This is a genomic window from Streptomyces sp. NPDC093097 (assembly GCF_044754325.1).
Lineage (GTDB): Bacteria > Actinomycetota > Actinomycetes > Streptomycetales > Streptomycetaceae > Streptomyces.
Genome location: NZ_JBIVOW010000003.1, coordinates 494,457 through 508,358 on the forward strand (window position 1 = coordinate 494,457; position 13,902 = coordinate 508,358).

At 75.6% G+C, this 13,902-nt stretch carries 11 protein-coding genes and 1 tRNA gene; 8 read left to right on the top strand and 4 right to left on the bottom strand.

What is annotated here, in order from left to right; genetic code table 11:
- Window positions 1–81: 81 nt before the first annotated feature.
- Complete coding sequence (locus ACIQE0_RS07590) at window positions 82–537, bottom strand: hypothetical protein (protein ID WP_402329763.1); 456 nt, start codon at window positions 535–537, stop codon at window positions 82–84.
- A gap of 247 nt (window positions 538–784) precedes the next feature.
- Here ACIQE0_RS07590 and ACIQE0_RS07595 point away from each other — a divergent pair, with 247 nt between their 5' ends.
- Complete coding sequence (locus tag ACIQE0_RS07595) at window positions 785–2,335, top strand: tetratricopeptide repeat protein (RefSeq protein ID WP_402329765.1); 1,551 nt, start codon at window positions 785–787, stop codon at window positions 2,333–2,335.
- Window positions 2,336–2,405: 70 nt separating this feature from the next.
- On the opposite strand, the gene ACIQE0_RS07600 is transcribed toward ACIQE0_RS07595, so the two are convergent.
- Window positions 2,406–2,999, bottom strand: coding sequence for a histidine phosphatase family protein (locus ACIQE0_RS07600; protein WP_402329767.1), 594 nt, complete (start codon window positions 2,997–2,999; stop codon window positions 2,406–2,408).
- A 269-nt stretch (window positions 3,000–3,268) separates the two neighbouring features.
- Between ACIQE0_RS07600 and ACIQE0_RS07605 the strand changes: the two genes are divergently transcribed.
- From ACIQE0_RS07605 to ACIQE0_RS07630, 6 genes are all read left to right on the top strand, one after another.
- Window positions 3,269–4,474, top strand: a complete 1,206-nt coding sequence (locus ACIQE0_RS07605; RefSeq protein ID WP_366339000.1) for a hypothetical protein — start codon at window positions 3,269–3,271, stop codon at window positions 4,472–4,474.
- On the top strand, window positions 4,465–6,012 hold the full coding sequence (locus ACIQE0_RS07610) for a hypothetical protein (RefSeq protein ID WP_402329769.1): 1,548 nt from the start codon (window positions 4,465–4,467) through the stop codon (window positions 6,010–6,012). Before ACIQE0_RS07605 ends, ACIQE0_RS07610 begins: the two co-directional genes overlap by 10 nt.
- Before the next feature lie 61 nt (window positions 6,013–6,073).
- Window positions 6,074–7,435, top strand: coding sequence for an AAA domain-containing protein (locus ACIQE0_RS07615; protein ID WP_402329771.1), 1,362 nt, complete (start codon window positions 6,074–6,076; stop codon window positions 7,433–7,435).
- Window positions 7,436–7,612: 177 nt separating this feature from the next.
- Complete coding sequence (locus ACIQE0_RS07620; RefSeq protein ID WP_402329773.1) at window positions 7,613–7,996, top strand: hypothetical protein; 384 nt, start codon at window positions 7,613–7,615, stop codon at window positions 7,994–7,996.
- A 278-nt stretch (window positions 7,997–8,274) separates the two neighbouring features.
- Window positions 8,275–8,919 (top strand): hypothetical protein, encoded by a 645-nt coding sequence (locus tag ACIQE0_RS07625; protein ID WP_402329775.1) that lies wholly within the window; start codon window positions 8,275–8,277, stop codon window positions 8,917–8,919.
- A 56-nt stretch (window positions 8,920–8,975) separates the two neighbouring features.
- A tRNA-Lys gene (locus ACIQE0_RS07630) sits at window positions 8,976–9,049 on the top strand.
- Between the two features lie 62 nt (window positions 9,050–9,111).
- On the opposite strand, the gene ACIQE0_RS07635 is transcribed toward ACIQE0_RS07630, so the two are convergent.
- Window positions 9,112–10,359 carry a M6 family metalloprotease domain-containing protein gene (locus tag ACIQE0_RS07635; protein ID WP_366338990.1) on the bottom strand — a complete coding sequence of 416 codons (1,248 nt, stop codon included), beginning with the start codon at window positions 10,357–10,359 and terminating at the stop codon, window positions 9,112–9,114.
- Window positions 10,360–10,720: 361 nt separating this feature from the next.
- On the opposite strand from ACIQE0_RS07635, the gene ACIQE0_RS07640 reads away from it, so the two are divergent.
- Window positions 10,721–12,547 (top strand): EAL domain-containing protein, encoded by a 1,827-nt coding sequence (locus tag ACIQE0_RS07640; RefSeq protein WP_366338988.1) that lies wholly within the window; start codon window positions 10,721–10,723, stop codon window positions 12,545–12,547.
- Window positions 12,548–12,572: 25 nt separating this feature from the next.
- On the opposite strand, the gene ACIQE0_RS07645 is transcribed toward ACIQE0_RS07640, so the two are convergent.
- Window positions 12,573–13,742 carry an LLM class flavin-dependent oxidoreductase gene (locus tag ACIQE0_RS07645; RefSeq protein WP_366338986.1) on the bottom strand — a complete coding sequence of 390 codons (1,170 nt, stop codon included), beginning with the start codon at window positions 13,740–13,742 and terminating at the stop codon, window positions 12,573–12,575.
- Window positions 13,743–13,902 lie beyond the last annotated feature (160 nt).

The window sequence follows — 13,902 nt, forward strand, 5'->3', positions numbered from 1 at the left end:
GCGCGGCGCGTGGGCTGGGGCGGCCCCGCCGGGCGGGCGGCGGGGCCCCCGGGGCCGCCCCTCCACCGCTCTTCCGTCACCTCACTGACAGCGGTCGACCGCCTCGATCGTGCGGGCCGCCTCGCCCAGCGCCGCCCGCAGCACCACCGGATCGGTGGCGTCGGCGTACGCGCCCTCCGGCGGCACCAGCCAGCCGGAGCCCTGCACCGGCGGCTCCGGCACCGCCCGGTCGCCCGGGCCGACGAGGGAGATCCCCCGTGCCGAGGTCTGCGTGCAGGCGCTGCCCGGTACGTCCCAGCCGTCGGCCGTCCCCGGGGGGACCAGGAATCCGAGGGTGTCGCAGGGGCCGTCGTGCAGGACCGGGCCGACCCCGTCCCGCAGCCGCAGGATGTCCACCGCCTCCAGTCCCTGCCGGGCCGGCACCGTGACCAGGTCGCAGGGCCGAGTGGCGCTCCCCGGAGACCTGGCGCCCACCTCGCCGCCCGCGGCCCGGCCCGCCGACCTGCTGCCGCCCCTGCTGACGCCGGTCTCCCACACGAAAGAACCCCTCCTCCTGCACGCGGCACACCCTTTACACCGTCTCCAACGGGGAAACGCGTCAACAGCTACGGCGGCGGAACGCTGCAAGGAATGGCACTTCATGGCGGATCACGGGTGAGATATTCCGGTTTGTTGCCAAACGCAGGGTGGCGGGCTCGTCACAGCGGGTACCGTCGTCCCGCCGCACCGCCAGGGAGCGGCCAGGTCACACGAGGGCACGGAGTAGGGCACGGAGAGGTCCGCCATGGCGTCGCACGCTCCACGTTCAGCGTCGTCCCGCACCGCACCCGCCCGCCCGAACACCGCCTTCCGGCAGCTGCGCGGCCGGCTGTCGCCCGGCGAGTTCGCGGCGGCGGTCCGCCGGTCCGCCCGTGAGATCGGCGAGCAGGTCTCGTGCGACGCCCGCTATGTGGGCCGCGTCGAGTCCGGGGAGATCCGGTGCCCGAACTACGCCTACGAGCGGGTGTTCCGGCACATGTTCCCGGGGCTGACGCTGCCCGACATGGGGTTCGCGCCGCGGGAGACGGTCCGCGGACGGGGGGCGGTCAAGGGGCGCGCGCAGCAGGAGGGCGCGGCGCCGGGCGCTCCAGTGGAGCGGGGGCTCGCGCCGGGCGCTCCAGTGGGGCCGGTGCCCGTGCCGGGAGGCGGCGCCGCGTCCCTGGCAACCGACCCCGACCACCGCGATACCCGTATCCCGAACTCCGAGGAGAGCGACGTGCTGCGCCGCGCGTTCATCACCGGCGGCCCGGCGGCCGCCCTGGGCCTGGCGGGCCTCGGCCCGGCCGAGGCGGCCGGCGCCGCGGCCGTGCCCGGGCCCCGCACCGCCCCCGGCGGCCGGGCCGGCGCCGCCGAGGCCACCGCCGTCGAGGAGGCCGTCCGCCGGATCCGGCTGCTCGACGACCGGTACGGCGCCGACGGCCTCTACCAGCGCGCCACCCAGCCACTGCACACCGCCTACGAACTGCTCGACGCCGGCATCCAGCGCCGCGCGGTCTACGACCGGCTGCACGCCGGGGCCGGTGAACTGGCCATCTCCGTCGGCTGGTTGGCGCATGACTCCGGCCGTCTCGACGACGCCCGCTCGCACTACGCGGAGGCGCTGTCCACCGCCCGGGTCTGCGGCGACGCCGCCCTGGAGGCGCACGCGTTCTGCAACACCGCGTTCCTGGCCCGCGACGCCGGCCGGCCGCGCGAGGCGGTACGTGCCGCGCAGGCCGCGCAGCAGGCCGCCAAGCGGCTCGGCTCGCCGCGGCTGCGGGCGCTGCTGGCGCTGCGCGAGGCCGGCGGCTGGGCGGGGCTCGGCGAACGCACCGGCTGCGAGCAGGCGCTGGCCCGGGCCGAGCGGCTGTTCGCAGCCGGGCCCGGCGAACGCGACCCGGAGTGGATGACCTTCTTCGGGGAGGCGGAACTGGCGGGCCTGACGGCGCAGTGCTGGTCGGCACTGGGCGAGCCGGGGCGCGCGGCGGAGCAGGCGCGCCGGGCGGTGGCGCTGCAGGACCCTCACTTCACCCGCAACATCGCCCTGTTCACCGCGGAACTGGCCGGCGACCTCGCGGCCGGCGGCCACCCCGAGGAGGCCGCGGCGGCCGCCCAGCGGACGCTCACCCTGCTGACCCAGGTCCGCTCGGCCCGTATCCGGGCGATGCTGGACGGCACCGCCCGGGCGCTTCGCCCGTACCGCGACTGCGGCCCGGTGTCCGACTTCCTCCAGCGGTACGCGGCGACCGCGGCGGGAGCGCGCGGCACATGGCGCCGGACGCCGTGGGCCCGCACCGACCCCTTGGGCAGGCGCTAGTGCCGCGACGGGGCGAACGTTGCCGGTTGCGGCACCAGGTGCATTGCCCGGAGAGGTCGGGGCCGCCGGCTCACTCCAGGTGGCCGGTCCCGTTCCAACTCTCCACGGCCGGTTCGCCGTACGCCCAGCCGAGCACCGACAGGGACGTCGGCGCCAGGCGGAGCCGCGCCGCGAAGGAGACGTCCAGGCCCAGCCAGCGCGCCCCCAGGACGCGCAGGATGTGGCCGTGCGCGAAGACCAGCACATCGCGGTCGGCCGAGCGCGCCCAGGCCACCACCTCGTCCGCCCGTGCGGAGACCTCGGCGAGCGTCTCGCCCTCCGGCACCCCGTCCCGCCAGATCAGCCAGTTCGGCCGCCCGGCCTTGATCTGCGCCGGCGTCAGCCCCTCGTACGCGCCGTAGTCGAACTCCATCAGCGCGTCCCACTCCTGGGCCCGGGATCCGAAACCGGCCAGTTCGCAGGTCTCCTTGGCACGCACCAGGGGGCTGGTGCGGACCTCGACGTCCGGCAGGCCGTTCCAGGGGGCGCGGTGCAGCCGCTCGCCCAGGAGCTTGGCGCCCCGCCGTCCCGCGTCGAGCAGGGGGATGTCGGTCCGGCCGGTGTGCCGGCCGGAGACGGACCACTCCGTCTGCCCGTGCCTGGCCAGGAGAATGCGCGGTGCCATGGGTCGTACCTCTCGCCGGATTCCCGGCTTGTTCGTCGTGCTTCGCTGGGCGCGGGCGGCGCTGACCGCGGCCCTTCCATCATCGCGCACCTGGCCGAAACCCGACCGGTGGCCCCCTGGAGAGGGGCCCCGCGGCCGCTGTCCCGATGGAGCCGGTTCCGGTACCGGAGGGGATGGATGCCACACTTCGGCAGGTGAACGTTTCCCGCGAAAGCCGACCCGCGGCGACCGCACCAGGGGGCCCGGCGACCGCTGCGCCAGGGGAGCCGATGCAGGCGCCCGGAGGGCAGCCGGCGCCCGTTCCGAGCCTGCGGCAGCGCCTGACCGAGTTGCGCGGCCCCGGCGTGCGCCCCCGCTCACTGGACGCCCGCGCGCTCGCCGCGCTCGCCGCCAACCCCGGCTGCCGGCGCCGCGCCCTGCTGGACGGCGCGGGCGTCGACAAGGCCGCCCTGGCTCGCGCGCTGGGCGCGCCCGCGGCCTACGGCCAGTCCCAGTTCGCGCTGGCCCGCGGCAACTCCTTCGAGGCACGGGTGAAGGCCGACGGCGGCGCGGAGCTGCTGCGGCTGGTGTGCGAACGGCTGGCGCCGGGCACCGCCGTCCCGGAGGACGACGCGGTGGCCCGGCCGGAGCTGTCCGCGCACGGGCCCGAGGGCCGGGCGGCACGCACCGCGCTGGCGCTGCGCGAGGCCACCGCGGCCGGCGGCTGGGCGCTGCTGGACCACCCGCTGCTGGCCATGGAGGTCGCCGGCTCCCCCGCCTACGTGGAGCCGGACGCGGTGGTGGTGCACCCGGACGGCACCTGGACCGTCGTCGAGATCAAGTCGTTCCCGATGATCGACGGGGCCGCGGACGCCGCCAAGGTCGGCGCCGCGGCCCGGCAGGCGGCGGTCTACGTCCTCGCCCTGGAGGCGGTGGCCGAACACGCCGCGGCGCACACCGGCCGCCCCGCCCGCGTCCGCGAGCGGGCCCTGCTGGTCTGCCCCAAGGACTTCTCCAACCTCCCGACCGCGGCCCTCGTCGACGTCCGCAGGCAACGGGCCACCACCCGGCGCCAGTTGGCCCGCCTCACCCGCGTCGAGGAGATCGCCGCCGCGCTCCCCGACGGGACCACCTTCGACCTCGCGCTGGACGACGACGGGCAGACCGCGACCCGCCCGGCGCGGGAGCTGACCGCGGCGGTGGAGGCGGTCGACGCGGCCTACGCCCCCGACTGCCTGGCCGCCTGCGAGCTCGCCTTCCACTGCCGCAAGCACTCCCGTCAGGACGGCGCCGTGGAGGCACTGGGCCGCGGCGTACGGGGCGAACTGGGCGGGCTGCGCACCATCGAGGAGGCGCTGGCGGCCGCCGCCGGCGCCCCGGACACCGACCCCGACGACCCGGCCGTCCACGCCCTGCGCACCGCCGCCGCACTGCGCGCCCAGGCACTGGCGGCCGCCGTACCGGCCCCTCGGGACGGGGAGGACACATGTCGCTGATCGAGACGCTGGCCCGGATGGAGGCGGTGGCCGCGGGCCGCGCCCAGCCGCTGACCACGGTCCGCCACCGCCACCTCGCCGAACGCCCGCTGGTCCTCGTCCCGTTGACCACCTCCGGCGAGGCCGGCGCCCCCCTGGGCGCCCTGGTCGGCACCGACCGGGAGAAGCCGCTGCTGCTGGCGGTCCCCCAACCCCGCGACCGCGACCTGCGGTTCGCCTTCCTTGCCGACCTCGCCGAGGCGGTGCTGCCCCATGTGGACGGCTTCGCCGACGACGTCGAGTTCGAGGAGCGCAAGGAGACCGACGCGGAGACCGGCAAGAAGGTCCCCGTAGAGGTCGAACTGTGCACGGACGCACCCCAGTTGATCGTGCCGAGCACGGCCGGCGTCGAGTACGTCCGCCTGCTGGGCCGCTCGATGCGGTTCCGCCGGACCACCGAGCAGGACCCCGAGACGCCCTACCCGGCGCCGCCGCACGTGCCGCTGCTGGGCCGGTGGTTCACGCACTTCGGCGAGCGCGCCCGGGTGCCGGGCGCCTGTCTGCTGCTGTCCATGACCGGCCTGCTGACCCGCCACTGGGCGACCGGCCAGAGCGCCCTGGAGGACCAGCACCTGGGCGCGCTGCTCGCCTGGATCGCCCCGCCGCCCGGCGTACCGGCCCAGCGGGCGGCCGAGTTCGCCGAGGCGGCCCGCGACGCGGACGGCCAGCTGCACTGCCCGCCGGCCGGGCCCGCCACCGACCCGGCGTTCGACAACCGGCTGCTGGCGCCCGCCATGGCCCGCTACGACGCCGGCGCACCCGGCGCCGAGGAGGAGATCCGCGGCCTCGTCGAGAGCCGGCTGCGCCCCACCTGGGACGCCGTCTGGCAGGGCATCGGCCTGCTCCGCGCCCTCCCCGAGGGCGCCCGGGTCGCCGACCGCTGGAAGCGCGACCGCTGGTCGTACACCGCGCACCGCGACCGGATCCGCGCCGGCGAACCGCCGCAGCCCCGGCAGGACGACGCGGTCACCGCCGCCCGGAAGCTCGCCTCCCGAGAGGCCGCGCAGGCCCAACTGGACGCCCAGGAAGCCCTGGACGACCCTCTGGTGATGGCCGCCCGGCGGCTGGCCGGCGAGGCACTGCACGGCACCGCCGGCGCCGTCGAGATGGCCTTCTCCGAGGGCGCACGGCCGATGCCGCGCCCCCTGGTGACGCTGCACACCGACGACCGCCCCCCGTTGTCCGAGGGCGTCAAGCTCTACCGCCCGCTCGCCGACGGCCGCACGCAGACCGCGGAGTTCGTGGCGTACGCCGCGGGCGCGCAGGGCGCACCGGTGCTCCGACTCACCGGCGGGATGGGCCGCGGCCGCACGCCCGAGCCGGGCACGGTCCCGGAGCCCGGCGACGCGCTGTGCTGGACGCTCTTCGAGCACGCCCCGCGCGGCGGCCCCGGCCTCCCGGAACCGGAGGACACCCCCTGGACGCACGGCGGGCCGCCGTCCGCCCCCGACGACGCGAGACCCCTCGCCGACCCGATGACCCCCGAGGACTTCCTCTGACCCCCGTCACCGGCCCGTCCCACCCGCCCATCGGCCCCAACTCCCCCGGGAGCGCCCCGGCATGACGCCGCCTCCGCCCCTGCCCGCCCCGCCGCCGCCCACCGACCCCGCCGCGGCGGCGGCCGCGGCGACCGACGCGATCCTCCACGACACCCTGCACAGCACCCGCCGCGGCGTGGTCGTCGACTCCCCGCCGGGCGCCGGGAAGTCCACCCTGGTCGTCCGCGCCGCCCGCGAACTGGCCGCAGCGGGCCGCCGGCTGATGATCGTCGCGCAGACCAACGCGCAGGTCGACGACCTCGTCCTGCGCCTCGCCGCCAAGGACCCCGAACTCCCCGTGGGCCGCCTCCACTCCAGCGAGCCCGGCGCCTTCGACCCCGCCCTCGCCGAGCTCCCCGCCGTCCGCACCTCCGCCAAGATCGCCGACCTGGCGGCCATGGACGTGGTCGTCTCCACGGCCGCCAAGTGGGCCTACACCACGGTCGAGGAGCCCTGGCGGCACGCCATCGTGGACGAGGCGTACCAGATGCGGTCCGACGCGCTGCTGAGCGTCGCCGGCCTCTTCGAACGGGCGCTGTTCGTCGGCGACCCGGGCCAGCTGGACCCGTTCAGCGTCGTCGGCGCCGACCAGTGGGCCGGCCTCTCCTACGACCCCTCCGCCAGCGCCGTCTCCACCCTCCTCGCCCACAACCCCCACCTGCCGCAGCACCGCCTGCCGGTCTCCTGGCGGCTGCCGGCCACCGCCGCGCCCCTGGTGTCCGCCGCGTTCTACCCGTACACCCCGTTCCGCAGCGGCACCGGTCCCGGCGACCGGCGGCTGGCGTTCGGCGTCCCGGGCGACGGCTCGCCCGTCGACCGCGTCCTGGACGAGGCCGCCGAGTCCGGCTGGGGCCTGCTGGAACTCCCCGCCCGCCACACCCCGCGCACCGACCCGGAGGCGGTCCGCGCCCTCGCCGGGGTCGTCCGCCGCCTCCTGGACCGCGGCGGCGCCGCCACCAGCGAGCATGCGCAGAGCCCGGAACCGCTGACCGCCGCGCGGATCGCGGTCGGCACCGCCCACCGCGACCAGGCCGCGGCGATCCGCGCCGCCCTCGCCGAACTCGGCGTGACCGGCGTCACCGTGGACACCGCCAACCGCCTCCAGGGCCGCGAGTTCGACGTCACCGTCGTCCTCCACCCGCTCTCCGGCCGCCCCGACGCGACCGCCTTCCACCTGGAGACCGGCCGCCTGTGCGTGCTCGCCTCCCGCCACCGGCACGCCTGCATCGTCGTCTGCCGCGCCGGCGTCGCCGAACTCCTCGACGAGCACCCCGCCACCGATCCCGTCCAACTGGGCGTCACCGTCAAGTTCCCCGACGGCTGGGAGGCGAACCACGCCGTACTCGCCCACCTCTCCGAGCACCGCGTCCCCGTGCGTCCATGACCCCCGGCCGGGGCGGACGTGCGTTCCGCCGGCCCTGTCCGCGCAGGGGGCGGGCCTCCCCCGGCCGCCGGGGTCCGGCGGAACGCCGACGCCACCGCGCCTCCGGGAGGCACCCCACCGGCCCCCTTGCGCGAGGCGGGACAATGGAATGCGGCAGACAACCATGGAGGTAGGTACATGTCCGAGCCGCAGCCGGCTCCCGATCCCCGCGGTACGGCGCCCGCCCCCCGCCGCATGAGGCCCGCGCAGCTGCTGTTCGAGCCGCCCGAGGCCACCGCCGACCCCGAGCACTTCTTCGGGCTGGAGTCCCTGGAGGACCCCGGCGCGCTGCTCGGCCGGGCCACCGAGCTCACCCTCGCCTTCCGCGCGGCGGCCGACCGCGCCACGGAGTTCCAGGCGATGGCCGCCGCCCAGCTGACCGACCCCGGGCGCTTCGACCGGCTGCCGCTGGCGGTGGTCGCCGAGCGGGCCGACTGGACCGAGGACTACGCGCAGAAGATGGTCGAGTTCGGCCACAGCCTGCTGCGCAGCGGCAGCACCGTCCCGCCCGACCTCGTCTGAGCCACGCCGGCGCCTCGTCCCGCATCTCGGCCGAGCGGCGCCCGCCCCGCCAGGGGGCGAACGGGGGCGCGGATCGTGCACACGAGCGTCCGCCCGGCGTCGCGGAATCCACACCGAACGGAAAACACACCCACCCCAGGCCCCCCTCTCGGCTCATGGTCCATGATCATGAGCCGCTGGCATATGCGGGGAGGGGAAGATACTCCCCACCGCCCCGTCCTGTCCCGATTTCCGCCAATCAGGCCTAACGGGGCACGGGAGTCGGTAGACCTACTCCCATGAGCGACTGGCTGCCTGAGACTCCCCGGAACCTGGCCTTCCCCACCACGGCGTACGTGACGCTCGCCGGGGCCGACTGGCTCGCCTCCGCCAGCCCGCACCCCGAGGACACCCACCTGCGGTGGGCGCAGCGCCCCACCGCCCCGAGCGTGCTGCCGTGCGGCACGGCCTTCGACGTGATCAACGCCCCGACGCTCTTCGGGCGGCGCATGGTGGACCGCCTGTGGTCGGCCGGCCCCGGCTCGGGTCCGGTGGCCGCGCACCGCGGCCGGATCCTGCTGTTCGCGGCGCCCGGGACCGCCCATCGGCTGCCCGCGCTGCTGGCCTGGGAGGAGTGGGGCGGCGCCGTACCGCCGCTGCTGTGCCACGGCAGCGGGGACGCGGTGACGGTGCCGCCGCTGCACCCCCGCCCCCGTGCGGCCGGCCGCGGGGACGTCGAGGCGCTGGGAGATCCCGCGTCGGCCGCCGGGTCGCGCTGGCTGGTGGCGCCGGACGTCCGCGATCCCTGGCTGCCGGGGCCCGACGTCCTGCTGTGGGCCTGCGTACGGGCCGCCCGCAGCATGCTCGGCGCGGGCGCGGAGACCGGCCGTCCGCACCACGAACGCGCTGTTCAGGGTATGGATGCCGTGCTCGCCCGGGGCTGAGGGGCATCGATTTTTGCCCTCCCCCGCCAGGATGCTAATGTTTTCCCCGTCAGCAGGCGCCGCTAGCTCAGTTGGTTAGAGCAGCTGACTCTTAATCAGCGGGTCCGGGGTTCGAGTCCCTGGCGGCGCACAGACGGTCGAAGGCCCCCACTCCGGTGGGGGCCTTCGGCGTATCCGCGTACGGGCGGGGCGTCAGGAGGTGCTGCGGGTGACCTTGACCGCCCATTCGCCGTCGCCGCTGCGGCCCTCGACCTGGATGCGCACCCCGTCCTCGGGATCGTTCATGCTCTCGCCGACGGCGAGCGGGGCGTCGGCCAGCGGCGGATAGACGGAGGTGCCCCAGCAGGCGGAGGTGCCGGGGTGGCCGTCGAGCACCTGGACGGGGCCCTCGCCGGAGGCCGTGGCGCTGCGGACGCGGTAGACGAGGACGCCCTCGGTGCAGATGGTGCGGTCGTTGCCCTCGGCGCCGCGGGCTTCCAGGGCGAGGGCGCTGTCGGGGCCGGTGCGGACGACGAGGAGCCGCGGCCGGCGGTGGCTGCCGGGGGCCTCGGGGGCGGAGAGGGTGCGCAGTGCGTGCATCCGCGGGCGGTCCGGGTTGACGCAGTCGACCTGGCCGTCGGTGATCCAGCCCAGGCGCCACTTGTGCCAGGCGAAGGGTTCGGGGGCCAGCCCGAACTGGCTGCCCATGAGGTCCCAGTCGCCGACGTGGGTGTCCCAGTTGCCGTGGCCGTTCTCCGGGCGGTGATAGAGGTCCGGCAGGTCGAAGACGTGGCCGGTCTCGTGGGCGAGGACGTTGCGGTCGGGCGGACTGTGCTCGAAGACGGTGACGAAGCGGCGCAGTTCGACGCCGTCGGCGTACATCGGCTGGTCGAGATTGACGACCTTGGTGGCGTCCGCGTCGACGCCGGGGGCGCCGGGGTCGGCGACCAGGTAGATCAGGTCGTAGCGGCTGAAGTCGACGGTGGGGTCGGCGGCGGCGACCGCGTCGCGGAGGTAGTCGGAGCGGCGCCCGGAGTCCCAGTCCCGCTGTATGCCGTACCAGGTGGCGGGGTGCGGCATGCGGACCCAGCGGTTCTGGATGTGGGCGCGGAGGTGGAACCTGCCGTAGGAGGCGCGCTCGAAGAAGCGGGAGGTGGCCGGGAAGTAGTCGCGGGAGAGCCGCTGGGGGCTGATGCGGGGCTTGGCGTGCGGGAAGGACAGGAAGATCATCACGGCGTCGAGGGCGTGGTCCGGGCGGGGGTAGGCGCCGTTCCAGTCGTCGACGCCCTCGGAGTGGTGGGCGTCGGTGCGTCCCAGGGCGCAGGAGAGGGCCGCCTCGGAGGCGGTGGCGGGGCCGGTCACGATGGAGGTGGCGATCAGCGCGCTCAGGGAGGTGACGACGGCTGCGACGCGCCGCAGGCGGCGTCGGTCCACCCCGGGGGGTGTCTGGGCGCGCGGCACGTGGACCTCCAGGGACGGATTCGGGACACCCACTTACCCTGAGGTGATTTCATGTTCTTCGTCCTGATATGGCAGCCCGTACGAGTGACCGTCGCCCCACCCCTGTCCCGTAACGGAAAGTTACAAGCGACCAAAGGGGCAATAGGGGCGAACAGAGCCGGGCAGAATTGGCTGAACTTCCGTCATGCGTGCGGATGGTCACGGCTTCGTCGCTGGATCGGCCCTCGTGCCAGCCTCTATGATCGCCACACTTTCCAGCGCGAGGTCCCCCCTCCGTCACGAGACAAGTGCCATGCGGGAGCGAGCAGTGAGCGGACACCCCGACAGCACGGGCCGCACGCCCGGAGCGACACTGCCCTCGGTGACGGAACGTGAGGGTGCGACCAAAGAATCCGGTGTCCGGCCCGTCGCGTCGGCCGCCCGCGACGCCTCGGCGCGCCGCGACGCCACCGCCGCCTCGCTCGGCGACTACCGCGGCGCCTTCCACACCGCGAGCCTGCCGATGGCGGTCCTCAGCCGCGACGGGCTGGTGCTCGCGGCCAACGCCGCGCTGGGCGAGCTGGTGGGCGCCGCCCCGGACGACCTGATGGCGGCCACCGCCGCGGACCTCGGCGACCTGGGGGCCGACCCTCGGGTGTGGGCCGCCTACCGCGATGTGCTCTGCGGCCGCAGCGACCGGCTGCGCTGCACCCGCCGGCTGAAACGATCCGACGGGAGCGCGGTGTGGGTGGAGGTGACCGTCGAACCGGTCACCGAGGGGCCGCTGGGCGGGGAGCGGGTGCTGCTGTCGGTCGCGGACATCAGCGACCGGCACGATCTGCTGGCCCGGCTGCGGCATCTTCAGATGCACGACCCGGTGACCCGGCTGCCCAACCGCGCGCTGTTCTTCGAGCGGGTGTCCGCCGCGCTGGAGGCGGCCGCCTTCGACCGGTCGGGCACCGGCCGGATCGGGCTGTGCTATCTGGACCTGGACGGCTTCAAGGCCGTCAACGACACCTTGGGGCACCGGATCGGCGACCGGCTGCTGAGCGCGGTGGCGAAGCGGCTGACCCGCTGCGCGGAGCGCGCCACCGAGCGCGGGGCGGGCCGCGGCGGGCATCTGGTGGCCCGGCTGGGCGGCGACGAGTTCGCCCTGCTGGTGGAGGACTCCACCGGCACCGAGCAGGTGGCGGAGCTGGCCCAGTCGGTACTGGACGCGCTCCAGCGGCCGTTCGACCTGGCCGGGCAGCGGCTGTCGGTGTCGGCGAGCATCGGCGTCGTGGAGCGGGCCGCGTCCGGCACCACCGCGACGGGGCTGATGCAGGCCGCGGACACCACGCTGTACTGGGCCAAGGAGGACGGCAAGGCCCGTTGGACGCTCTTCGACCCGGAGCGCAACGCGCACCGCATGACCCGGCAGGCGCTGTCCAGCACGCTGCGGCCGGCGGTGGACCGCGGGGAGTTCACGCTGGAGTACCAGCCGCTGGTGGGGCTGGGGGACGGCCGGGCGCAGGGGGTGGAGGCGCTGGTGCGGTGGCGCCATCCGCAGTTCGGGGTGCTGGCGCCGAATCGGTTCATCGCGCTGGCGGAGGAGAACGGCGCGATCGTCGAACTGGGCCGCTGGGTGCTGGAGCGGGCCTGCCACCAGGCGCGGGCCTGGCAGTTGGCGCACCCCGGGGGCGAGCCGCTGTTCGTCAGCGTGAACGTGGCCGTGCGTCAGGTGTGGGACTCCGACCTGGTCGCGGACGTCGCCAGGATCCTGGCGGAGACCGGGCTGCCGCCGCGGCTGCTGCAGCTGGAGTTGACCGAGTCCGCGGTGATGGGGTCGGCGGGCCGGCCGTTGCAGGCCCTCCAGGCGCTCAGCGACATGGGCGTGCGGATCGCCATCGACGACTTCGGCACCGGCTACTCCAACCTCGCCTACCTCAGCCGGCTGCCGGTCTCCGCGCTGAAGCTGGACGGGTCGTTCGTCCACGGCTTCCGCGCGCAGGAGCACCCCAACCCGGCCGACGAGATGATCGTGGAGGCGCTGGTCGCGCTGGCGCACCGGCTGGGGCTGACGGTGACCGCGGAGTGCGTGGAGAGCGCCGAGCAGGCCGAGCGGCTGCGCCGAATCGGCTGCGACGCCGGGCAGGGCTGGCTCTACTCCCGGCCGGTGGCCCCGGACCGGGTGGCGGCGCTGCTGGACGCGGGGCGCGCCTGCGGCTGAGCCGGCGCGCGCCCCGCGTGGTGCGTCAGCCCTGCGGGAGCCCGTAGGCGTCGGCGATGAGGTCGTAGGAGCGGCGGCGGACCTCGCCGGTGTGGGCGTTGGCGGTGATCATCAGCTCGTCGGCGCCGGTGCGCTCGACCAGTGCGTCCAGGCCCTGGCGGACGGCGTCGGGGGTGCCGTGGATGACGTTCCCGAGCCAGCTGTCGACGAAGTCCTGCTCGACGCCGGTGAAGTGGTGGGCGGCGGCCTCCTCGGGGGTGGGGACGAGGCCGGGGCGGCCGGTGCGCAGCCGGAGCATGGCGAGCGCGCCGGTGCGGACCTGGCGGCGGGCCTCCCGTTCGTCCTCGGCGGCCAGCGCGGAGACGCCGATCAGCGCGTAGGGCTCGGCGAGCACCTCGGAGGGACGGAACGAGGAGCGGTAGAGGTCGAGGGCGGGGACGGTGTTGGCCGCGGAGAAGTGGTGCGCGAAGGCGAACGGCAGGCCGAGCGTGCCGGCCAGGCGGGCGCTGAAGCCGGAGGAGCCGAGCAGCCACAGGGGCGGGCGGTGCGGGGACTGGACACCGCCGGGGGCGGTGGCCTGGACGGGGCCGGGGACCGCGTGGATGCGGGCGTAGGGGTGGCCGTCGGGGAAGTCGTCGTCGAGGAAGCGGGTCAACTCCGCGAGCTGCTGCGGGAATTCATCCCCAAGCTCTCGGCTTCGCTCAAGCAGGGGAGACCCCACTGCGCCCTCGTGGAGCCGCTCGGTGCGGCGGAGCGCCGCGGCGGTGGCGCCGTCGGTGCCGGGGGCGCGGCCCAGGCCGAGGTCGACGCGGCCGGGGGCCATCGCCTCCAGGGTGCCGAACTGCTCGGCGATGACCAGCGGGGCGTGGTTGGGCAGCATCACGCCGCCGGAACCGAGCCGGATGCGGTCGGTGTGCGCGGCGAGATGGGCCAGGAGCACCGCGGGCGAGGAGGAGGCGACGCCGGGCATGGAGTGGTGCTCGGCGACCCAGTAGCGGTGGAAGCCGCGGCGTTCGGCGGTGCGGGCCAGGTCGACGGCGGTGCGGACGGCGGCGGTGGCGGTGCTGCCGGCGCCGACCGTCACCAGGTCGAGCACGGAGAGGGGAACGGGTGCGGTGCCCAGGGCGGTGCCCGGTATCCCGTCGTCCCCGGGTCGGCCGTCAGTGCCCGGGGTCTGCTGGTCTTCGCCGCTCACGGTGCGGGTCCTCCTCGCGTCGCGCTTCTTGACGTCACTGGCGTGCGCGGAGGACAACCGGAGAAGTTCTCCGGTTATTCCCGGGGCGGGGTGGTGATTCCGGCCGGCGGGGCGGGGGGCTCCCGGTCGCGGTCGGAGGGCGGCCGGTCGCGGCCGGGAG